We start from the raw sequence: 22142 nt of genomic DNA on the forward strand, positions 1-22142 counted from the left end.
CCCCGCCGGACTGCTGTCCGCGGGGGCTCTGTCGTACGCGCACTGTACGCACGCCATACAGAAGGGCGGCGCTATGCAGAAGGGCGGCGCTCAGGGCTGAGGCAGCGGCTTCGGCAGGGGCTTGCCGTACCAGAGCTCCACCAGGCGCGCGGCGATCGAGATGCCGACCGGGGGAAGGATCTCGCCCGTCTCGATCGCGGTCCGCAGATCCTCCCGGGAGAACCAGCGCGCCTCCTCGATCTCCTCGCCGTCCACCGTGATGTCGGAGGAGGTGGCGCGGGCCATGAAGCCCAGCATCAGGCTCGACGGGAACGGCCACGGCTGGCTGGCGATGTACTCGACCTCGCCGACGGTGACGCCCGCCTCCTCGAAGACCTCGCGGGCCACCGACGTCTCGATCGACTCGCCGGGCTCCACGAAGCCCGCCAGCGTGGAGAAGCGGCCCTCGGGCCAGTGGACCTGGCGGCCCAGCAGCGCGCGGTCGTCCTCGTCGGTGACGAGCATGATCACGGCGGGGTCGGTACGGGGGTAGTGCTCGGCGCCGCAGGCCTGGCAGCGGCGGATATGGCCGGCCGCCGCGATCACGGTGCGCTCGCCGCAGCGGGAACAGAAGCGGTGCAGCCGCTGCCAGTTCTCCAGCGCCACCGCGTGCACCATCAGGCCCGCGTCGCGCGGGGAGAGCAGCATCCCGGCCTCGCGCAGCCCCGCGGCCCGCGCCGACTGGTCCATCCGTCCCGGGAGCGAGTCCTTCTGGAGCGCGAAATAGCGGACGCCGTCCTTGTCCGTACCGAGGAAGTAGCGGTGGGTCTCGGTGAGGGGCGCCTCGAAGGACGGGGTCATGACCAGTTCGGTACGCCCGTCAGGGGTGTCGTCGATCAGCACCTGGCCGCCCGACACCACGAAGACGCGGGTCGTGGGATGGCTCCAGGCAGCCGCCAGCCAGGCCTCGTCGAGACGGTGGTGGGCCGCGCGGTCGATACCGCTGGGGGCGGTGAGGCCGATGGGTCGGTGTGCGGTGGCGTCACTGCTGATGGTGCTCACAGGTACTTCCAACTCCCCCGGATGGATTGGGTTTCTGATCAGCGGAGTGTGCGGCGGGGTCTAGGGCGTCCGGCGAAAGTCCCGTCCGGGGGCGTCCCGTCCGGGGGCGCGTTCCGCGGCGCCCAGCTCGCTCCAGAGGTGGGCGGTGGTCTCCACACCTTTGAGGAGCAGGTCGAGTTCGACCTTCTCGTTCGGCGCGTGCCAGCCGTCGGACGGTACGGAGATGCCGAGGAAGAGCACCGGGGCACCGAGCACGTCCTGGAGGTCGGCGGCCGGTCCTGAGCCGCCCTCCCGGGTGAAGCGGATCTTCCGGCCGAAGGCGCGGCCCATGGCCCGTACGACCGACTGGAGCGCGGGATGGTCCAGCGGGGTCAGACAGGGACGCGTGGCCGCGCCGAAGCTGATCTCGTGCCGGATGCCGGCCGGGATCCTGGCCTCGGCCCAGTCGCGTACGGACCGCTCGATACGGTCCGGGTCCTGGCCCGCGACCAGCCGGAACGAGAGCTTCAGTTGGGCGGAGGACGGAATGATCGTCTTGCCGCCCGGGCCCTGGTAGCCCCCGCCGATGCCGTTGACCTCGGCGGTCGGGCGGGCCCAGACCCGCTCCAGGGTGGAGAAGCCCGCCTCGCCGAGGGTGCCGTGCGACTTCGCCGTACGCAGCCACTCCTCCTCGTCGAACGGCAGCTCCGCGATCAGGGCGCGCTCGGCCTCGGTCAGCTCGGCCACCCCGTCGTAGAAGCCGGGGACCGTGACGCGCTCGTGCTCGTCGTGCAGGGCCGCGACGAGCCGGGCGGCGACGGTGGCCGGGTTCGGGACGGCTCCGCCGAAGGAGCCGGAGTGGATGTCCTGGTCGGGGCCGTACAGCTCGATCTCGCAGTCGGCGAGCCCGCGCATACCGGTGCAGACGGTCGGGGTGTCCTCCGACCACATGCCCGTGTCCGAGACGATCACGACATCGGCGGCGAGGCGGCCGGCCCGCTCGTCGGCCAGCGCGCGGAAGTGCGGGGAGCCCGATTCCTCCTCGCCCTCGACGAGGAGCTTGAGATGGACGGCGGGGGTGGTACGGCCGGTGGCGGCGAGATGCGCGCGTACACCGAGGGTGTGGAAGAACACCTGCCCCTTGTCGTCGGCGGCGCCGCGCGCGTACATACGGCCGTCCCGTACGACCGGCTCGAAGGGGTCGGTGTGCCAGCCGTCCTCGCGGGCGGCGGGCTGGACGTCGTGGTGGCCGTAGACGAGCACGGTCGGGGCGTCCGGGTCCTCGGAGGGCCACTCCGCGAAGACGGCGGGGGCGCCCGGGGTGTCCCAGATCTCGGTGACGGGGAACCCGGTCTCCTTGAGCTTCGCGGCGAGCCAGTCGGCACTGCGCCGCACGTCAGCGTCGTGGTCGGGGTGGGCGGACACGGAGGGGATGCGCAGCCAGTCGGCGAGGTCGGCGAGGAAGGCGGCGCGGTGGGTCTGGATGTACGTACGGACGACGCTGTCCGGGGTGTCGCTCATGATGTCGAGCCTAACGGGCTCAGAGCGCGGTCCCGTCTGCCGGTTGTGAGGATCGCTCTTCCGTGGGTGTGTCCCGGGTCTCGCGCGTACCTTCCGGGGCGGTCCCGTCCGGGGCCTCGGTGAGTAGCCGCTCCAGCTCCGGGCGGCCGGGAAGGCGGTCGGGGCGGACGACCTCCCCTGTCCTGACATACAGGAAGGTCGCCGTGACCGCGGCCGGCGGAAGGCCGTGCTGCTCGGCCCAGGCCAGCCGGTAGACGGCGAGCTGGAGGGGGTCCGCCGTCCCGGCGCGACCGGTCTTCCAGTCGACGATCTCGTACGTGAAGGTCTCCGCGCCGGTCTCGGGGTCGACGTGGGCAGAGCGGTAGACGGCGTCGATACGGCCCCGGATCACCCGGCCGGCAAGGGTGAGCTGGAACGATGCCTCCACGCGGTACGGCGTGCGCCGGGCGTACGGCGTGAGCTCGAACGCCTCCTTGAGCGCGGCCAGATCACGTTCGTCCGCGATCTCCGGCTCGTCGTCCTCGCCGCCGGGCAGCTCGTCGGGGCCGAGCATCGGGAGCGGCAGCGCCTCGAACCGCGACTCCACCCAGGCGTGGAACCGCGTGCCCCTGCGAGCGGCGGGGCGCGGCGGACGCGGCATGGGCCGGGCCAGCTCCTGGGCGAAGCCGTCGGGGTCGGCGGCGAGCCGCAGCAGCTGGGAGGCGGAGAGCGACGGCGGTACGGAGACATCGCGGACGGTGGTGCGGGCGCGGCGCAGCTCACCGGCGAGAGCGTCGAGATCGCGGTCCCAGGAGGCGAGGGTGCGGATCTCTTCGGGGGTGAGGCGGGGACGGTCGGAGGGTGTCTCCCCGGCCCGCCGGGGGCCGGGGACGGCAGCTGTGGAGTCGGCGCCGGAGACGGCGGGGGCAGCGGCCGTGGAGTCGACGGCGGCGGGGGCGGGGGCAGGGGTGGGGGCGGTCGTCCAGGCGTCCCAGTCGGACAGATCCCCGTCCGCGTCCGGCGACTCGCCGTCGAACGGGTCGGCAAGATCCGGATCGTACGGCTCCGGAACATGCGGCTCCGGTTCGTCGGGCTCGTCCAGGTCGGCCGGGCCGGGCGGGCCGGGCGGGCCGGGCGGGCCGGGCGGGTCAAGCAGGCCGGGCGAGTCGGCCGAGCCGACGGTGCCGCCCGGCCCGTCTCCGTCGCCCCCCAGCTCCTCCAGATACGCGAGCACCGTGTCCGCCGCCGCGCGCCGACGGGTCAGGGACGGCCCGTCCAACGGAAGCGGCCAGGCGTGGGAGACGCCCTCCGTCCGCAGGGCGGGGTTGTCCTCCGACTCCTCCGGTTCGTCCGCCCACGCCTCGATCTCGCCGAAGCCCGCCGCGCAGTGGTCATACAGCGCGTGCAGGAAATCGGATGGCCCCCTCGGGCGCTTCTGCGTGGGCCCCCACCAGTGGCCCGAGCCGAGCAGCAGCGAGCGCGGGCGGGTGAAGGTGACGTAGCCGAGGCGCAGCTCTTCGGTGTGCTGATGCGCCTTCATGGCCTCCTTGAAGGACTTGAGCCCCTTCGCGTCCCAAGACGTGATCTCCGGCAGGGTCGGCGCGTCGCCGCGCAGCGCGTGCGGGAGGACCTTCGGCTGGGATGTCCATGCCTCGCGCGCCTTGCCGTTGGGGAACTGTCCAGCGACCAGCCCCGGCACGGCGACGACATCCCACTCCAGGCCCTTGGACTTGTGGGCGGTGAGGACCTTCACCGTGTTCTCGCCGCCGGGCAGCGCGTTGTCCAGGCCCTTCTCGTACTGCGCCGCCGTACGCAGGAACCCCAGGAAGGCCAGCAGCCCGGCCTCACCGTCCAGCGCGGCGAACGACGCGGCGATGTCGAGGAAGTTGCCCAGCGTCTCCCGGCGGCGGGCGGCCAGCGCGTGCGGGGAGGCGGAGAGCTCGACCTCCAGTCCGGTCGTGGCCAGAACCCGGTGCAGGACGTCCATCAGCGGATCCGCGAGCGACCGGCGCAGCTCACGCAGTTCGGTGGCGAGCCGGGCGAACCGGACCCGGGCGGCGGCCGAGAAGGGCAGTCCGTCCTCCGGCGCGCCCGCCGACTCCAGGAAGGTGTCCAGGGCGTCGGCGAGCGAGATCACCTCGGCGGGGTCGGTGCCCTCGACCGCCGCGGCCAGCCGCGCGTCGGGGTCGTCGTCCCCGTCGGGGCCCGTACCCCGGTGGACCAGCAGCCTGGCGCGGCGGCCGAGCAGCGCCAGATCGCGCGGGCCGACGCGCCAGCGAGGTCCGGTGAGCAGCCGTACGAGGGAGGCGTTGGCGCCGGGGTCCTGAAGGACCTCGCACATCGCCACGAGATCGGCCACCTCGGGAAGATGGAGCAGCCCCGAGAGGCCGACGACCTCGACGGGCACATCACGGGCCACCAGGGCGCCCTGGATCTGCGGGAAGTCCCCGGCCGTACGGCACAGCACGGCGATCTCGGCGGGCTCCTTGCCCGTACGCACCAGATGGGCGATCGAGTCAGCGAGCCAGTCGATCTCCTCCGCGTGCGTACGCAGCAGCGCGCAGCGCACCCCGCCGTCGCGCTCGGCGCCGGGTGCCGGGCGCAGCGCCTCCACGCCCTCGTGCATCGCGCGCAGCGGTGCCGCGAGGCCGTTGGCGAGGTCCAGGAGACGGCCGCCGCTGCGCCGGTTCTCACTGAGCGAGAAACGCGCGGCCGGGCGGCCGTCGGCGTACGGGAAGTGGGCCGGGAAGTCGTCCAGATTGGCGACAGAGGCGCCGCGCCAGCCATAGATCGCCTGACAGGGGTCGCCGACCGCGGTGACCGCGTGTCCCGTTCCGCCGCCGAAGAGCCCGGAGAGCAGGAGCCGCTGCGCGACCGAGGTGTCCTGGTACTCATCGAGCAGGACCACCCGGAACTCGTCCCGGAGGAGGGCCCCGACCTCGGGTCTGGTGGTGGCGAGTTGGGCGGAGAGGGCGATCTGGTCGCCGAAGTCGAGGAGATCGCGGGCGTGCTTGGCGGCGCGGTAGCGCCCGACCAGTTCGAGCAGTTCGGCGCGGGCGACGGCGGTCTCTGGGACCTTGCGCAGCTCGGCGTTGCTGAGCCTCGCGCCCTCCAAGGTGCGCAGCAGGTCGGTGTCGTACGCGCCGAGCCGTGCGGGCCCGACGAGGTGTTCGGCCAGCTCGGCATCGAGCGCGAGCAGATCGCTGACCAGCGCGGGAAGTGTCTTGGTCAGGGCGGGATACGGTCCCGGCGCGTCCCGCAGCACCCGCGCGGCGAGCTGGAAGCGGGTGGCGTCCGCGAGCAGCCGGGCGGTCGGCTCCAGCCCGATCCGCAGGCCGTGGTCGGTGAGCAGCCGGCCCGCGAAGGCGTGGTACGTGGAGATGCTGGGCTCACCGGGAGGGTTCTCCGGGTCGATGGCGTCGGGGTCGGTGACTCCGGCCCGTACGAGCGCCTTGCGCACCCGCTCGGACAGCTCACCCGCGGCCTTGTTGGTGAACGTCAGCCCGAGGACCTGCTCGGGGGCGACCTGTCCACTGCCCACCAGCCACACCACCCGGGCGGCCATCACCGTCGTCTTGCCGGAACCGGCTCCGGCCACGATGACCTGCGGGGCGGGCGGCGCGGTGATGCAGGCCGTCTGCTCCGGAGTGAAGGGGATCCCCAGAAGCTCCTTGAGCTGCTCGGGATCGGTGAGATGTACGGACACCTCAGGGAGGCTATCCGGCACCACTGACAGTGGGCACGACCAGCTGTCGGATCAGCCGACGCGGCCGACCCCCTGACGAAATCGGCGGAACTAAGTCGTGGCTTGGTACTTCCAGTTGGGCCATGAACTCGTCATGCGTAACCCCCGGCCCGGTGGGCTCGGCCTTGCGCGCCTCAAGTTCCGCGACATCGACCTCGTCGCGGATGCCACGCAGCTCTTCCAGTTCCGCTACCGACACCAGAGCAGCCGCAGGCCGGCCGTATTCGCTGATCGCGAGCTTCGACAAGGGAATGAGTCTCCATGCGGAATCCGTGAACACCCGCAGGTGAACCCGGCCCCAGAACGGGCAGACGTCAGAGACATTCGCCCATACGAGTTAATTTGTCACCTTATCCTCATTCCACGACCTGCTGCCCCTCCGGCTGCGCGCTGCACGACGCGCGGAACGCGCAGTGGCCGCAGTGCTGGCCGGTCGTGGGTGTGAAGCGTTCGTCGAGTACGCGGCCGGCCGCCGTCGTCAGGAGTTCGCCCACCCACTCCCCCGCCAGCGGCTCCTGGGCCTGGACCTTGGGCAGTTCCTCGCCGCCCTCCTTCTTGGGCGCGGCCTGGCGCAGCTGTACGAGTTCCGCGCCGCCCGGCTCCGGGCGGCGGCCGTCGAAGATCTCGTCCAGCGCGCCTTCGCGTACCGCCAGCTGATAGACGGCGAGCTGGGGGTGGTGGGCGACCTCGTCCTTGGTCGGGGCCTGCTTCCCGGTCTTGAAGTCGACGACATAGGCGCGGCCTTCCGCGTCCTTCTCGACACGGTCCATGGAGCCCCGGATGCGTACCTCGTACGCGCCCGCTTCGAGGGTGACGTCGAATCCGTGCTCCGTGGCGGCGGGCGTACGGCCGCGGTCCATGACGTGCCAGCGCAGGAAGCGTTCGAGCGCGACCCTCGCCTGTGCCTTCTCCTGCTGGGACTTCCAGGGGGCGTCGAAGGCGAGCGCGTCCCATACGGAATCCAGCCGCTCCATCAGGACGTCGAGATCGGCGGGGGTACGGCCGGACGCCACCTCGTCGGCCAGGACATGGACGACGTTGCCGAACCCCTGGGCGGCGGTGGCGGGCGCGTCGGCCTTCACCTCGCGTCCCAGGAACCACTGGAGCGCGCAGGTGTTCGCCAGTTGGTCGAGGGCGCTGCCGGAGAGCGCGAGGGGCTGGTCACGGTCGCGCAGCGGGACCGTGCTGTGGGTCGGCTCGTACAGGCCCCACCAACGGTGCGGATGCGCGGCCGGGACGAGCGCCTGGCCGTCCTCGTCGCTGAGCGCCGCGAGCCTGGCGAGTCGGCGGGCGGCGGCCTCACGGAGCGCCGGGGACGCCTCCGGGTCGACGGTGGTGGCGCGCAGTTCGGCGACGAGCGCGGCGACGGCGAGCGGGCGGCGGGGGCGGCCGGTGATGTCCCTGGGCTCCACGCCGAGTTCGGTGAGGAAGCGGGAGGGCTGGTCGCCGTCGTCGGCCGGGGCCTTGACGGCGGTCACGACCAGCCGGTCGCGGGCGCGGGTCGCGGCCACGTAGAACAGCCTGCGCTCCTCCATGAGGAGCGCGCCGGGGGAAAGGGGCTCGGCCAGTCCGTCGCGGCCGATCCTGTCCGCCTCCAGGAGGGAGCCGCGCCGCCGCAGGTCGGGCCAGAGCCCTTCCTGTACACCGGCGACGACGACAAGGCGCCATTCGAGCCCCTTCGAGCGGTGCGCCGTCATCAGCCGTACGGCGTCGGGGCGTACGGCCCTGTGGCTGAGCGTGTCGGCGGCGATGTCCTGGGCGTCGACCTCCTCCAGGAAGTTCAGCGCGCCCCGGCCGCCGGTGCGCTCCTCCGCGCGCGCGGCGGCGTCGAAGAGGGCGCACACGGCGTCGAGATCGCGGTCGGCGTTACGGCCGCCCGCGCCGCCGCGCAGCGCGGACCGTTCGAGCCGGGCCGGCCAGGGGGTGCCGTCCCACAGCTCCCAAAGGGCCTCCTCGGCGGTGCCGCCGCCTTCAAGCAGCTCGCGCGCCTTGCGCAGCAGCGCGCCGAGCCGCTGCGCGCCACGGGCGTACGCGGGGTCGTGCGCCACCAGCCGCTCGGGTTCGGCGAGCGCCCGCGCGAGCAGCGCGTCCGACGCGGCGGGCACCCGGTTCCCGCCGGCCCGCTCCTCGTCGCGCAACGCCCGCCCGAGCCGGCGCAGATCGGCGGCGTCCATACCGCCGAGGGGAGAGGTGAGGAGAGCGAGCGCGGTCTCGACGTCGAGCCAGGAGGTGACGGAAGCGGAAGCGGCGGAATCGACGGGAACGGCGGCAACGGCGCGAACGTCGGCAACGCCGGGAACATTGGAATCGACGGAATCGGGCTCGGCCCCGGCGTCGGCCTGCGGATCGGGCGCGGCCTCCGCCACCGCGCGCGCCGGCCGGCGGATCGCCGCCTCCGCCACCGCTCGCAGCGCCGTCAGCAGCGGGGCCACCGCCGGTTCATGGCGAAGGGGAAGATCGTCGCCGTCGATCTCCAGGGGGACGCCCGCCGAGGTCAGGGCGCGCCGGATCGACGGGATCGTACGGCCGCCCGCGCGCACCAGTACCGCCATGTCACGCCACGGAACACCGTCCTCCAGATGTGCGCGGCGCAGGATGTCCGCGATGTTGTCCAGTTCCGTCGACGGCGTCGGGAACGTGTATGTCTCGACCGTGCCGCCCGCGCGTACCGCCGCCGGCTCGCGATGGACCCGTACCTTCTCCGCGGGCAGCCGGGGAAGCGGCATACGGCGGGTCAACTGCCGGGTCGCCGTCAGCAGTCGATCACCGGAGCGCCGGGAGGTGGTGAGGACCTTCACCGGCGCCGGGCGGCCGTCCCGCCGCGGGAAGGCGTACGGGAAGTCGAGGATGCCGTTCACGTCGGCGCCCCGGAAGGCGTAGATCGACTGGTCCGGATCGCCGAAGGCGACCAGCGTGCGCCCCCGGCCCGCCAGCGCGCGCAACAGCCGGACCTGCGCCGGGTCGGTGTCCTGGTACTCGTCGACGAACACCGCGTCGTACCGCTCCGTCAGCCGCGCCCCGACCTCCGGGCGGGCCGCGAGCAGCACCGCCCGGTGGACCAGCTCCGCGTAGTCGAGCACCCCCTGCATATCCAGGTTGTCCAGATATTCGGCCAGGAAGGCCGCCGCGGCCGACCAGTCGGGACGGCCCGTGCGGCGCGCGAAAGCGGCCAGCGCGTCGGGGCCGAGGCCCAGTTCCCTGCTGCGGGCGAGCACGGCCCGTACCTCGTCGGCGAAGCCGCGCGTGGTGAGACACGCCCTCAGTTCGTCCGGCCACCGGACGCGTCCGCGCCCCGCCCGCTCCAGGTCGAGCTGGCCCGCGAGGAGATCACGTACGGCCACGTCCTGCTCGGGACCGGAGAGCAGCCGTAGCGGCTCGGTGAAGAGCTCGGCCTCCTGATGGGCGCGGATCAGGGCGTAGCAGAAGGAGTGGAAGGTGGTCGCCTGCGGGCCGCGCCTGCCGCCGAGCCTGACCGCCATCCGGTCGCGCAGTTCCACGGCGGCCTTGCGGCTGAACGTCAGCACCAGGATCCGTTCGGGGTCGGCGCCCCGGCCGACCCGCGCGGCGACCGATTCCACGAGCGTCGTGGTCTTGCCCGTACCGGGACCCGCCAGCACGAGCAACGGTCCGGTCTCGTGGTCAACCACCCCGCGCTGCGCTGCGTCCAGCCAAGGAGGGTCCACCGGGACCGGCGGGGTACGCACCAGTCGGTACGCGCCCGGGGTCCGCTGCCGTACCCGACGGTGCGGGGTACGCCCGGTGGAAGAGGAGGAGCTCACGTGGTTCGCCGGTCCTGGGGAAGGTGCTGGTGGTGACGGTGCCGGGGGCGCTGACGGTGGCCCGTGCCCCGGCCGGGGCGCATGCGGCGCGTGTGGCGCGTGCCGGTGACGCTACGCCGTCAGGAGACCGGGACGCATGCGCTCCGCTCCGTCATCCTCACGGGCGGCCGCGGGGGCGGCGGTCCGCCCGCCGCACGCCCGAATGGCGGAAGCTGTCATATGTGAGCCCCCTCGCCGGTGTCCGCGCCGCCCCATCGCGCCCGTTTCATATCCAGCCGTGGCATATGCCCCTCCGCGCTCCGCGCGGCCTCGCGCAGGGGCGTGCCCTCCTCGCGGTAGTGGTCCAGCGCGCTCAGCTCGTGTCCCGCGAGCAGCACTCCGTCGGACTTGACCACGCGCCACCACGGCACGGCGCCGCCGTAGAGCGCCATGGCCCGGCCGGCCTGGCGCGGTCCGCCCTCACCGAGCCATTCCGCGACATCGCCGTAGGTCATGACCCGGCCGGGCGGGATCAGCTCGGCCACATCCAGCACGCGCTCCGCGTAGTCGGGCAGCCGCGCCACCTCGTAGGCCGCGTCCGCACCCGCGTCGCCCGCCGCATCGACGGCCGTGTCGGCGGTCGTGTCAGCGGTCGTGTCAGCGGTCGCGTGCGCGGTCGGCTTCCGGGACTCCTCGCTCCTCATCCGGTCCATCCTGCCGCACCCCACCGACAGCTCCGCCCGGCCCGGCGGCCCCGCCACCCCCACGCGCCGGAGCGCGTACGCACGGTCACCGTGTGTACGTACGCACACAAAGGGACGCATCTCGCGCGCACGCGGTCCCCGCAATGCACCCTGATGCCCCCGTCTGTCAGCGGCTCGTGCCACCATCATCCGGGCGGTGACTGGTGATACGAGATCAAGAAGAGACGGATTCGACAGAGGAGCGGGACGTGCGGCCTCCGGCGGCGACGCCCACCTCTGGCGCTGAGTCACGCCCGGACGCGGACGGCACAGGCACCGACATCGGCACGGGCACGGGCACGGGCACCGACATCGGCACCGGCACCGGCACCGGCACCGGCACCGGTCCAGGATCCGGGCAGGGCACCGGCCGCGGCCCTGACCTCGACGGCGAGACCGGCGAGCCCGGCGAGCTCTGTGACACCGGCGCCACCCGCGCCGACCGGGTCTCCGGCGACGAGCCGCTGCTCTCGGCCCGCGTCCACCGCCCCTCCGATCTGCTGCGTCTGCTCATCGGCGTCCTCGCCATCGCCCTCGTCCTCGGACTCTCCGCCTTCGCCCACGGCACGACCTCCGGTCTCGAACAGGACATCAGCAAGGGCACGGGCCAGGCACCCGACCTGATGGTCAAGGTGGCCGGCCTGGTGTCGAGCATCGCCGTGCTGCTCGTCCCGGTCGCCTTCGCGATCGAACGGCTGATCAAACGTGACGGACTGCGGATCGCCGACGGGGTGCTCGCCGCCGTCCTGGCGCACGGCGTCACCCTCGCCATCGACCTCTGGGTCGCCAGAGCCGCCCCGGAGTCGATCCAGGACGCGCTGACCCGCCCCCAGGCGGGCACGGGGCTCACCGATCCCGTCCATGGCTATCTGGCGCCCGTCATCGCGTACATGACGGCCGTCGGGATGGCACGCAGACCCCGCTGGCGGGTCGTGCTGTGGGTGGTGCTGCTGCTCGACGCCTTCGCGATGCTGGTCGCGGGCTACACGACACCGTTCTCGATCGTCCTGACCGTACTGATCGGCTGGAGCGTCGCGTACGGCACGCTCTACACGGTCGGCTCGCCCAACGTACGCCCCACCGGGCAGACTCTGATGGCGGGTCTGCGCCATGTCGGCTTCCGTCCGGTCAGCGCGATGCGCGCCGAGGATGTCGCCGACTCCGCCGAGCAGGGCGACCGGGGCCGCCGCTATCTGGTCTCCCTGGAGGACGGTCCACCGCTCGATGTCACCGTCGTCGACCGCGAACAGCAGGCGCAGGGCTTCTTCTACCGGGTCTGGCGGCAGCTGACACTGCGTTCCATCACCACCCGCCGGTCCATCCCCTCCCTGCGCCAGGCGCTCGAACAGGAAGCGCTGCTCGCGTACGCGGCCATCGCCGCCGGGGCCAACGCCCCCAAGCTGATCGCCACCTCGGAGCTTGGCCCCGACGCCGTCATGCTCGTGTACGAGCACCTGGGCGGCCGGTCGCTGGACTCGCTGCCGGACGAGGAGATCACCGACGAGCTGGTACGGGGCGCCTGGCGCCAGGTCAAGGCGCTCCAGTCGCGTCGGATCGCGCACCGCAGGCTCACCGGCGACGCGCTGCTGGTGGACCGCTCCGGCAAGGTGATCCTCACCGAGCTGCGCGGCGGCGAGATCGCCGCGGGCGATCTGGTGCTGCGGATGGACACCGCCCAGTTGCTCACGACGATGGGGCTGCGGGTGGGCGCGGAGCGCTCGGTGGCCGCGGCGGTCGAGGTCCTCGGGCCCGACGCCATCGCCGACTGTCTGCCGCTCCTCCAGCCGATCGCGCTCAGCCGCTCCACGCGCGCGACGCTGCGCCGGCTCGCCCGTGAGCGGTCGCAGCGCGAGCGCGAGGCGGTGCTCCAGGCGTCCGAGGCGAACAAGCGCGCCAAGGTGGCGGAGGCCGCCGCCGTGGACGGCGACCGCAAGGCCGTACGGAGATCCCTGCGCGCGGAGAAGCAGGCGGAGAAGCGGGCCATAGACGAGGCCCTTGACGAGGCGCGCGAGGAGGACCTGCTCTCCCAGATGCGCAAGCAGGTGCTGCGGATCCGACCACAGGCGCCGGTCGAGCCGGTCCGGCTGGAGCGGATCAAGCCCCGTACGCTGCTCAGCTTCATCGCCGGGGCCGTCGCCGCGTACTTCCTGCTCACCACCATCACGCAGGTGGACTTCGGCACGGTCATCAGCCGGGCGCACTGGGGCTGGGTGGCCGCCGCCGTGGCCTTCTCGGCGCTCAGTTATGTCGCGGCGGCGATGAGCCTGCTGGGCTTCGTACCGGAACGGGTGCCCTTCCGGCGTACGGTCGTCGCGCAGGTCGCCGGCTCCTTCGTCAAGATCGTCACGCCCGCGGCGGTCGGTGGCGTGGCCCTGAACACGCGATTCCTCCAGCGCGCGGGGGTACGCCCGGGGCTCGCCGTCGCCAGTGTCGGCGCGTCGCAGCTCTTCGGGCTCGGCGCGCACATCCTGCTGCTGCTCTCCTTCGGCTATCTCACCGGTACGGAGAAGTCGACGTCGCTCACCCCGTCCAGGACGGTGATCGCGGGTCTGCTGACGGTCGCGGTGCTGGTGCTGGTCGTGACCGCGATCCCGTTCCTGCGGAAGTTCCTCGTGACGCGGCTGCGCTCCCTGTTCGCCGGGGTGGTGCCGCGCATGCTCGACGTACTCCAGCGGCCGATGAAGCTGCTCACCGGCATCGGCGGGATGCTGCTGCTGACGGGTGTGTTCGTGATGTGCCTGGACGCCTCGATCCGGGCGTTCGACAACGGCAATCAGCAGCTCAGCTACGCGAGCATCGCGGTGGTCTTCCTCGCGGGCAACGCGCTGGGCTCGGCCGCGCCGACGCCGGGCGGGGTGGGCGCGGTCGAGGGCGCGCTGACACTGGGTCTGCTGGCGGTCGGGCTGCCGAAGGAGGTCGCCGCGCCCGCTGTGCTGCTCTACCGGCTGCTGACGCTGTGGCTGCCCGTGCTGCCCGGCTGGCTGAGCTTCAGTCACCTCACACGCAAGGGAGCTCTCTAGGGCGTGTTTCGAAAGTCCCGCCTGGCCCGCGACGCCCGGCACGCGCGCCGCGTTGTCGGAGTCGTCCACGTACGTCCAGTACGCGGACGATCCTCCGCCTTGCGATCGCACGCACCGGACGCCGCAGGCCCCGCCCTGCGGGCGGACGGCGCTACTTTCGAAACACGCCCTGGACGACTCGCGAAGTAGCGCCTGTCCGCCGCCACCCGCATGGACCGCGGCCCCGAGCGGCCCGTGCCGCCGGGGCGCACGATGGGTGCATGTCACACTCCCCCACCGCCGCCCTGTCCGCCCTCTCCGTGCGGCGTGCCCCGGCCCTGGCCGCTGTCACCGCCGCCGCCCTGCTGGCCGCCACGGGATGCTCGGACAACAGCGGGACCTCCGCGCCGGGCAGCTCCCACGGCGGGAACACCCGGAGTACGGACAGACCCAAGGATCTGGCGACCCAGCGGCTGGCGTGGAAGGCGTGCAAGTCCCCGTCGGTCGCGGAGGGCGGCGGTACGGCGCCCTCCCCGCTGCCCGGCGGCGCCAAGTGGGAGTGCTCCTTCATGAAGGCGCCGCTCGACTACGCCAAGCCGGACGGCGACACGATCGATCTGGCGCTGATCCGGGCCAAGGCCCGCGACACGAAGCAGCGCATCGGCTCGCTCATCTTCAACTTCGGCGGCCCCGGCGGCTCCGGCATCACCGGACTGCCGTCCTTCGCCCAGGACTACGAGAAGCTCCGCGCCCGCTACGACCTGGTCAGCTTCGACCCGCGCGGGGTCGGCGACAGCGACGGCGTGAAGTGCGAGAACGACAGACAGCTCGACGCGTACTTCGCCCAGGACTCCACCCCCGACACCCCCGCCGAGGTGAAGACCTTCACCAACGGGCTCGCCACCTTCGCCGCCGCCTGCGAGAAGAACTCCGGCAGGCTGCTTCCGTATGTCGGTACGACCAACGCCGCCCGCGACATGGAGCTGATGCGCCAGGTCCTCGGCGACAGCAAGCTCCACTACTTCGGCATCTCCTACGGCACCGAGCTGGGAGGTGTCTACGCCCATCTCTATCCGAAGTCCGTCGGCCGGGCGGTCTTCGACGCCGTCGTCGACCCGACCCAGAACTCCGAGCAGGGCTCGCTCGGCCAGGCGAAGGGCTTCCAGCTCGCCCTGAACAACTTCGAGAAGGACTGCGTCGCGCGCGGCGACACCTGCGTACTGCCCGGCACCACCCCGAAGGAGATCGAGGGGTTCATCACCAAGCTGCTCGCGCGGCTGGGCAAGGAGCCGATCGCGGGCATCGGTCCCCGCAAGCTGACCCAGACACAGGCCACCAACGGCATCGCCCAGGCGCTCTACTCCAAGGACTTCTGGCCGTATCTGGAACAGGGGCTGGACGAGGCCGACGGCGGCAGCGGCGCCCTGTTGCTCGCGCTCTCCGACTCGATGAACGGCCGTGACGAGTACGGCAGATACAGCAATCTCCAGGCCGCCAACGTGGCCATCAACTGCGCCGACTCCAAGGAGCGCTACACGGTGGCGCAGACCGAGGCGAAGCTGCCGGAGTTCCGCAAGGCGTCGCCGGTCTTCGGGGACTTCCTGGGCTGGGGAATGATGAGCTGCACCAAATGGCCGGTACCGGGGCAGTGGTCCACCCCCGATGTCAGCGCGAAGGGCTCGGCCCCGATCCTGATCGTCGGCAACACCGGTGACCCGGCGACCCCGTACGCGGGCGCGAGGGCGATGGCCAACGCGCTGGGCAAGGGCGTCGGCACGGAGATCACGTACCACGGCCAGGGACACGGCTCGTACGACAGCGGCAACCCCTGCGTCCAGGGCGCGGTGAACGACTATCTGCTGAACGGGAAGGTGCCGCCCGCGGGTACGGTCTGCCGCTGAGGCGCGGACCGGCGGCCATGCCCCTGGGGCCGCCGGCCCTCCCCGGCCGTCCTCGGTCGTTCCCGGCCGTCCCCGGTCGCCTTCGGTTGTCCTCGCCCGCCGGACCGGATTGAATTGCGCCATGTCTCGCCGTACTCGGATATCCGCCCTGCTCACGGTGTCATTCCTGCTGACCGTCACCGGATGCGGGGGTGGTACGGAGGACCCCCCGCCCGACGCCAAGGCGGCCGCTTCCTCATCGGCCCCGGCATCCGCCCCGACCGCCGCCGGCGCCGCGACGGAGCCCGCCTCCCTGCCCGTACTGCCCGCCTCGCTCACCGGACAGCGGCTCGACTGGAAGCGCTGCGAGGCGCCGAGGAAGGCGTGGGGCAGCGCGGCGAAGGCCCCCGGCTCCGGCTGGAAGTGCGCCACGATGCGGGCGCCGCTCGACTACCGCGCGCCGGGCGGCGAGACCATCGGGATCGCCCTGGTCCGCTCCGAGACCAAGGACAGGGCCGGCCGGATCGGTTCGCTCCTGTTCAACTTCGGCGGCCCCGGCGGCTCGGGGGTGGCCACGCTCCCCGCCGCCGCCGACTCGTTCAGCACGCTCGGGACCCGGTACGACCTGGTCGGCTTCGACCCGCGCGGGGTCGCGGAGAGCTCCGGTGTGGTGTGCCGGAACGACCGGCAGACGGAGAAGTCCTTCCGTGTCGACGCGACCCCCGACACCCCGGCCGAGGAGAAGACCTTCCTCGATGACTCCGCGGCCTTCGGCGCGGAATGCGCGCGCCGCTCCGGGCCGCTGCTGCCCCATGTCGGCACCACAAGCGCGGCCCGTGACATGGATCTGATGCGCCAGGTCCTCGGTGACGACACGCTCAACTATCTGGGCTTCTCCTACGGCACCGAACTGGGCGGTGTCTACGCCCACTTGTTCCCGGCGAAGGTCGGACGGTTCACCCTGGACGCGGTCGTCGATCCGACGGCCGACTATGTGGGGCACTCGCGCAACCAGGCGCTCGGCTTCCAGCGCGCCCTGGAGAACTACTACAAGAGCCGGGGCGTGAGCGCGCAGGTGGGCACCGCGCGGGTGGTGCGGCTGCTCGACCGGCTCGACAGCGAGCCCCTGTCGACCGGTACGGGGCGCAGGCTCACCGAGAGCCTGGCGCTCACCGGCATCATCAGCTCGCTGTACAGCGAGGACAACTGGCCGTATCTGACCGACGCGCTGGACGCGGCCGAGGGCGGTGACGGCAGCGGACTGCTGCGGCTGGCCGACTCGTACAACGACCGCGACGCACAGGGCCACTACGGCACGGCGCAGCACTCGCAGCGCGCCATCTCCTGCGCGGACACCAAGGGACGCGTCACGGCGGCGGAGGTCAGGTCCCGGCTGCTGGCGGACTTCCGGAAGGTGTCACCGGTCTTCGGTCCTTATCTGGCCTGGGATCTGGCCGGCTGGTGTGCCGACTGGCCGGTGGCCGGCGAGCACGAGACACCGGAGGTGGCGGCGCCGGGCGCGGCTCCGATCCTGGTCGTCGGCGGCAAGGGGGATCCGGCGACGCCGTACGAGGGTGCGCGGCGGATGGTGGAGGAGCTGGGCGACGGGGTCGGGATCCTGCTCACCTTCGAGGGCGAGGGCCATGGCGCGTACACCACCGGCAATCGCTGTATCACCGGCGTGGTGGACGACTACTTCCTGCACGGCACGGTCCCGGACGCCGGGAAGAGCTGTTCGTAGCGGGCCCCGCATGACGAAGGGGGCCGGCCCACGCGTGTGAGCCGGCCCCCTTCGCTCGTATGTATCAATGCCGATCGTATCGACGCTGTGTCGGGTCTCCGCGAACCGGCCCGAACCGGCCCGGTGGACCGGCCCGGTGGACCGGCCCGGTGGACCGGCCCGGTGGACCGGCTCAGCGAACCGGCTCAGTAGACCGGCTTCTCCGGCTCGATCTGGTTGACCCAGCCGATGACTCCGCCGCCGACATGCACCGCGTCCGAGAAGCCCGCGGACTTCAGCACCGCGAGGACTTCCGCACTGCGGACACCCGTCTTGCAGTGCAGAACGATCTTCTTGTCCTGCGGCAGGCTCTCCAGGGCGGTGCCCATCAGGAACTCGTTCTTCGGGATCAGCTTGGCGCCGGGGATCGAGACGATCTCGTACTCGTTCGGCTCGCGCACATCGATGATCTCGATGTTCTCCTTCTCGTCGATCCACTCCTTGAGCTGCTTGGGAGTGATCGTCGAGCCGGCCGCCGCCTCCTGGGCCTCCTCGGACACGACGCCGCAGAAGGCCTCGTAGTCGATGAGCTCGGTGACGGTGGGGTTCTCGCCGCAGACCGCGCAGTCGGGGTCCTTGCGGACCTTGACCTGGCGGTACTGCATCTCCAGGGCGTCATAGATCATCAGCCGGCCGACCAGCGGCTCGCCGACGCCCGCGAGCACCTTGATCGCTTCGGTGACCTGGATGGAGCCGATGGACGCGCAGAGCACGCCCAGTACGCCGCCCTCGGCGCAGGAGGGAACCATGCCGGGGGGCGGCGGCTCCGGGTAGAGGCAGCGGTAGCAGGGGCCGTGCTCGGACCAGAACACGCTGGCCTGGCCGTCGAAGCGGTAGATCGAACCCCAGACGTACGGCTTGTTCAGCAGCACGCAGGCGTCATTGACCAGATAGCGGGTGGCGAAGTTGTCCGTGCCGTCCACGATCAGGTCGTACTGCGAGAAGATGTCCATCACGTTCTCGGCCTCAAGCCGCTCTTCGTGAAGGATCACATTCACATAGGGGTTGATTCCGAGGACGGAGTCACGCGCGGACGCGGCCTTGGACCGGCCGATGTCGGCCTGGCTGTGGATGATCTGACGCTGCAGGTTCGACTCGTCGACCTCGTCGAACTCCACGATGCCGAGCGTGCCGACACCGGCCGCGGCCAGGTACATCAGAGCCGGGGAGCCGAGGCCACCGGCACCCACACACAGCACCTTCGCGTTCTTCAGCCGCTTCTGCCCGTCCATCCCGACGTCCGGGATGATCAGGTGACGGGAGTACCTGCGGACCTCGTCGACGGTGAGCTCGGCAGCGGGCTCGACCAGGGGTGGCAGCGACACAGGGACCTCAACAAAGGGGTTGGTCGGTCAATCAGTACGGTTGTTCTGGCTGTAACACTGCCACGGCCCTTCTCATTCCGAGACACCCGGTCCGACTCGCGAGACGATTTCGTCCCAGAAGCCGGGCAGTGTCTCGAATGACCCGTTGCGCGCCCTCGGGGCGACCTCGTCAGCCCTGTCGGCGCGGTCGGTGCGGTCGGTGGGGTCCGTACAGTCAGCCCTGTCCGTGCGGTCGGTGAAGAAGATCGTGCCCGCGCCCTGCCAGCGGGCGATCCGCATCGCCTCCTCCAGATGGCCGCGCGGCACCCCGTGGACGAGATGGGCGAAGCGCTCCGGCGGGTGGTCCGCCGTCCACTCCGCCGCCTGCGACCAGCGGTAGTCCGCCCACGCGCCGCGGAAGGTCACCAACTGGTCGGCGACCTCCGCGTATCCGGGGCACGGATGGACCCCGTGCCCCAGGACGAGGAACCCGCCGTCGAGCACCGCGCCGAGGGCCGCCGCCGTCCGCCGGGTCGCGGGCAGATCGGCGCGGCCCGTCGGGCACCGGTCGAGAAAGAACCCGTCGACGCGGTACCAGTCGGAGAACCGCCGCGCCTCGGAGACCAGCTCCCCGGCGGGGCGGGCGCCGTATGCCAGGTCGAGATGGCCGAGCACCCTGGATCCCGCGTTGGTGAGCCGGCCCGCCGCCGCCAGACAGTGCGGGTCGGGGCGGTCACCGGGGCCGTCCGCGACATTGAGGACGGCCCAGTGCAGCAGTGTTCCTGGGCGGGTCAGTTCGGCCCATTCGACGGGTGCGAGCAGCGGATGCGCGTACCCGGGAACGCCGATACCGAGCCGGCCCTCCTCGGTGGCGGAGAGCCGGCCGCCGGTTCTGGTCAGATGCGGCACGCCGCCTCCATCCAGATATCGGCGAGTGACTCCTCCAGATTGATCCGGGGCCGCCAGCCGAGCCGGTCACGGGCGGTCCGTACGTCGGCCTGCTGCCAGCCGCCGCAGCCGTCGGGGTACGGGAACGGGCCCACGCCCAGGTGTTCCGGCCCCGCTTCGCCCCGGGGGGCGCCGATGGTGGCGTGGCCGGAACGCATCGGCCCGGGGGGCAGGTCCAGTTCATGCAGGGCGCCCGCGTACCCCGCGACCCTCGCCAGTACGGCGGCGGCGTCCCGCAGCCTCACCGCGCGTCCGGTGCCGATATTGACGACGCCCTGGGCGGCGGAGAGCGAGGCGGCGTGCACGGCGCGCGCCACGTCGCGTACGTCCACGAAGTCGCGCTGCACCCCGAGGCCGCCGAGTTTCAGCTCACCGTCGCCGGACTGCATGGCGCGGCGCATCGCCTCGGCGAGCCGGCCGAGCGGGGAGCCCGCGGGGGTGCCGGGGCCCACGGGCGAGAACACCCGCAGCACGATCGCGTCGAGTCCGGACCCCAGCACCAGCTCGGACGCGGCGAGCTTGCTCACGCCGTACGGACCGCCGGGGCGTGGTACGGCGTCCTCGGCGGTCGACGAGCCGTGCTGGGACGGGCCGTACTCGGAGGCGCAGCCGAGCTGGACGAGCCGCGCGCCGCAGCGGCTGCGGCGCAGGGCCTCGCAGACCGTGGCGACGGCGACCGTGTTGTGCCGGGTCAGCTCGCGCGCGCCGCCGCGGGTGGCTCCGGCGCAGTTGATGATGACCCCGGGGTGTACGGCATCCAGGAAGCGGGTGAGGGCTCCGGGGGAGCCGCCCGCGAGATCGAACCGTACGTCGGCGTCGTCGCCCCGGCCGAGCGCGGTGAGGTGGACGGCGGGGTCGGCGAGCAGCCGGTCGGCCACGAAGCGGCCGAGGAAACCGTTGGCGCCGAGCAGCAGGACCCTCATCGCGCGGCCCCTCTGTGCCGACAGGCCGGTGCGGGGGCCGATGCTGCGGCCCGTGCTGCGGATTGCGGAGTCATCTCTGGCTTCTCCTTCACGAGGTGGTGCTGAGGGCTCAAGGTGTGCGCCGACGCCCGCGAGAGGGCGACGGTGGCATGGGCGAGGAGTCCGAGCGCGGCGGCTCCGCAGGCGAGGGCGGGCACGGCTGCCGCGCCCCACGCCTCGGCCACCGCGCGCACGGGAACGGCGAGGACGTCACAGCCGGGCAGGCGGCCCGCCAGTACGGACGCGCAGGACAGGACCTCCAGGGCGCAGGGGGTGGCGAGTCCGGTGGCGGCGGCCGTGGGGAAGCCGTGGACCGTGAGCAGCCGGGCGACCAGGAGCAGGGTGCCGAGGGTGACGGTGGGCGCGAGTGCGCCGCCCGGGGTGGGGGCGAGTGCGCCGCCCGGGGTGGGGGCGAGTGCGCCGTGCGCGCCGGTCGCGCCGTCGTTCTCCTCGCCGAAGACGGCGGCGGCGAGCAGGTAGAGAGTGGTCAGGGCGGCGGCGAACAGCCCTACGAGAGTGACCAGCAGGGGGCGCGCGACGGCGGCGAAGCCGGCGGGGCCGCGGCTGTCCGCGAGTGCGCGCCGGGCCCGTACGGAGAAGAGGTGGGCGCACCAGGCGGCGGGGAGGACGGCGAAGGACGGCGCGGCGAGCAGCGCCGGGGACGCGGGCCACGGTCCGTCGGGGCCGCCGCTGACCAGCGCGGCCAGCAGCCCGTCGCCGCACAGCAGATAGGCGAGCAGCCCGTACACCCAGAGGCTCGCGGCGGGGTGGGTACGGTCTTCGGCGCGCAGCGGTCCCCGGCGTGCACACGCGGAGAGCGCGCCGGCGAGCGCGAGGGCCCCTGCCAGGCCTATCGCGAGGCGCCACTGTCCGCCGCTGTGGTCGAGCCCGAGCAGGGTGAGGGCACAGACGACGCCGGGAAGGAGCGCGAGGGCCGTCCACCGGCCCCAGCCGGACGGGCCGGCCCATGGGGTGCCTCGGTCAGGCATCGCGCTCCCCCGCTCCGGCGTACGCCCCCGTGGAGACCGGGTGGTCGCCGGCGGTGTGCGCGCCGGCCGACTCGTCGTGCGCGCGCGGCCTTAGGTCGTACCCCGTAACCAGCGGCGATGCGCCGAAGAAGCGTTTGCCCAGCAGTCCGCGCGGCCCGGCCGGGTTACCGGACCCGGCACGGCCGGGATCGGGCGCGGACGCGGTGCGCGCACTCCGGCGTGCGCCGGGAACACGCCCTGGCCCCGCCGCGAACCGGCGGCGGTCGCACCGGGGCGTGGACTCGCCCTTCGCATACGGACAACCACCGTACGTAAGCGGTCCGACCCGCACGAGCACACCCCCGATCTCCCTTGTGTGCGGCCGCCGTCGATCCGGCGACTCGCAGCGGGACGACCGTAAGCGGATAAGCCGGTGGTGGGGCCGGGGCCGTGGAGGAGACCCCGCCCGCGCTGGGGTTCTCCAGGGACAACGGCAGCAAAGCGACCGGGGACTAGCCACACCCGGCCACGCCGA

13 protein-coding genes are annotated in these 22142 nt (G+C 72.4%); 3 read left to right on the top strand and 10 right to left on the bottom strand.

The features are described 5' to 3' along the window. Positions 1-90: 90 nt before the first annotated feature. The 6 genes from nudC to ACFRMN_RS11390 form a co-directional block, all read right to left on the bottom strand. Complete coding sequence (gene nudC, locus ACFRMN_RS11365; RefSeq protein WP_383016795.1) at positions 91-1041, bottom strand: NAD(+) diphosphatase; 951 nt, start codon at positions 1039-1041, stop codon at positions 91-93. 60 nt (positions 1042-1101) lie between these two features. Next, complete coding sequence (locus tag ACFRMN_RS11370; RefSeq protein WP_383016798.1) at positions 1102-2541, bottom strand: dipeptidase; 1440 nt, start codon at positions 2539-2541, stop codon at positions 1102-1104. A gap of 19 nt (positions 2542-2560) precedes the next feature. Next, positions 2561-6226: a UvrD-helicase domain-containing protein gene (locus tag ACFRMN_RS11375; RefSeq protein WP_383016801.1), complete on the bottom strand. Its 3666-nt coding sequence runs from the start codon at positions 6224-6226 to the stop codon at positions 2561-2563. A 10-nt stretch (positions 6227-6236) separates the two neighbouring features. Next, on the bottom strand, positions 6237-6512 hold the full coding sequence (locus ACFRMN_RS11380; protein WP_383016804.1) for a hypothetical protein: 276 nt from the start codon (positions 6510-6512) through the stop codon (positions 6237-6239). 109 nt (positions 6513-6621) lie between these two features. Further along, positions 6622-10044, bottom strand: coding sequence for an ATP-dependent helicase (locus ACFRMN_RS11385; RefSeq protein ID WP_383016807.1), 3423 nt, complete (start codon positions 10042-10044; stop codon positions 6622-6624). A 215-nt stretch (positions 10045-10259) separates the two neighbouring features. Further along, complete coding sequence (locus ACFRMN_RS11390) at positions 10260-10727, bottom strand: MGMT family protein (RefSeq protein ID WP_383016810.1); 468 nt, start codon at positions 10725-10727, stop codon at positions 10260-10262. A gap of 248 nt (positions 10728-10975) precedes the next feature. On the opposite strand from ACFRMN_RS11390, the gene ACFRMN_RS11395 reads away from it, so the two are divergent. From ACFRMN_RS11395 to ACFRMN_RS11405, 3 genes are all read left to right on the top strand, one after another. Then, positions 10976-13786 (top strand): lysylphosphatidylglycerol synthase domain-containing protein, encoded by a 2811-nt coding sequence (locus ACFRMN_RS11395; RefSeq protein ID WP_383016813.1) that lies wholly within the window; start codon positions 10976-10978, stop codon positions 13784-13786. A 260-nt stretch (positions 13787-14046) separates the two neighbouring features. Continuing rightward, the gene (locus ACFRMN_RS11400; RefSeq protein WP_383016816.1) at positions 14047-15666 is read left to right on the top strand and encodes an alpha/beta hydrolase; all 1620 of its coding nucleotides are present in this window, start codon (positions 14047-14049) and stop codon (positions 15664-15666) included. Between the two features lie 121 nt (positions 15667-15787). After that, positions 15788-17386: an alpha/beta hydrolase gene (locus ACFRMN_RS11405; RefSeq protein ID WP_383016819.1), complete on the top strand. Its 1599-nt coding sequence runs from the start codon at positions 15788-15790 to the stop codon at positions 17384-17386. A gap of 185 nt (positions 17387-17571) precedes the next feature. Here the strand turns inward: ACFRMN_RS11405 and moeZ are convergent, their stop codons facing one another. The 4 genes from moeZ to ACFRMN_RS11425 form a co-directional block, all read right to left on the bottom strand. Further along, a complete protein-coding gene (gene moeZ / locus ACFRMN_RS11410; RefSeq protein WP_030352874.1) occupies positions 17572-18750 on the bottom strand; it encodes an adenylyltransferase/sulfurtransferase MoeZ in 1179 nt (392 codons plus the stop codon). A 72-nt stretch (positions 18751-18822) separates the two neighbouring features. Then, positions 18823-19638, bottom strand: coding sequence for a spherulation-specific family 4 protein (locus tag ACFRMN_RS11415; RefSeq protein WP_383016822.1), 816 nt, complete (start codon positions 19636-19638; stop codon positions 18823-18825). Next, positions 19626-20600: an NAD-dependent epimerase/dehydratase family protein gene (locus ACFRMN_RS11420; RefSeq protein ID WP_383016825.1), complete on the bottom strand. Its 975-nt coding sequence runs from the start codon at positions 20598-20600 to the stop codon at positions 19626-19628. The genes ACFRMN_RS11415 and ACFRMN_RS11420 overlap by 13 nt, the downstream gene beginning before the upstream one ends. Beyond that, positions 20597-21628 (bottom strand): hypothetical protein, encoded by a 1032-nt coding sequence (locus ACFRMN_RS11425; RefSeq protein ID WP_383016828.1) that lies wholly within the window; start codon positions 21626-21628, stop codon positions 20597-20599. The genes ACFRMN_RS11420 and ACFRMN_RS11425 overlap by 4 nt, the downstream gene beginning before the upstream one ends. Between the last annotated feature and the right edge of the window lie 514 nt (positions 21629-22142).

It is taken from the genome of Streptomyces sp. NPDC056835, assembly GCF_042789485.1.
GTDB lineage: Bacteria > Actinomycetota > Actinomycetes > Streptomycetales > Streptomycetaceae > Streptomyces.

Excerpts from the sequence above, each read along its gene's own strand:
- ACFRMN_RS11370 (WP_383016798.1), bottom strand. The coding sequence starts at position 2,541 with ATGAGCGACACCCCGGACAGCGTCGTCCGTACGTACATCCAGACCCAC.
- ACFRMN_RS11390 (WP_383016810.1), bottom strand. The coding sequence starts at position 10,727 with ATGAGGAGCGAGGAGTCCCGGAAGCCGACCGCGCACGCGACCGCTGAC.
- ACFRMN_RS11400 (WP_383016816.1), top strand. The coding sequence starts at position 14,047 with ATGTCACACTCCCCCACCGCCGCCCTGTCCGCCCTCTCCGTGCGGCGT.
- ACFRMN_RS11405 (WP_383016819.1), top strand. The coding sequence starts at position 15,788 with ATGTCTCGCCGTACTCGGATATCCGCCCTGCTCACGGTGTCATTCCTG.
- ACFRMN_RS11420 (WP_383016825.1), bottom strand. The coding sequence starts at position 20,600 with ATGAGGGTCCTGCTGCTCGGCGCCAACGGTTTCCTCGGCCGCTTCGTG.
- ACFRMN_RS11425 (WP_383016828.1), bottom strand. The coding sequence starts at position 21,628 with ATGCCTGACCGAGGCACCCCATGGGCCGGCCCGTCCGGCTGGGGCCGG.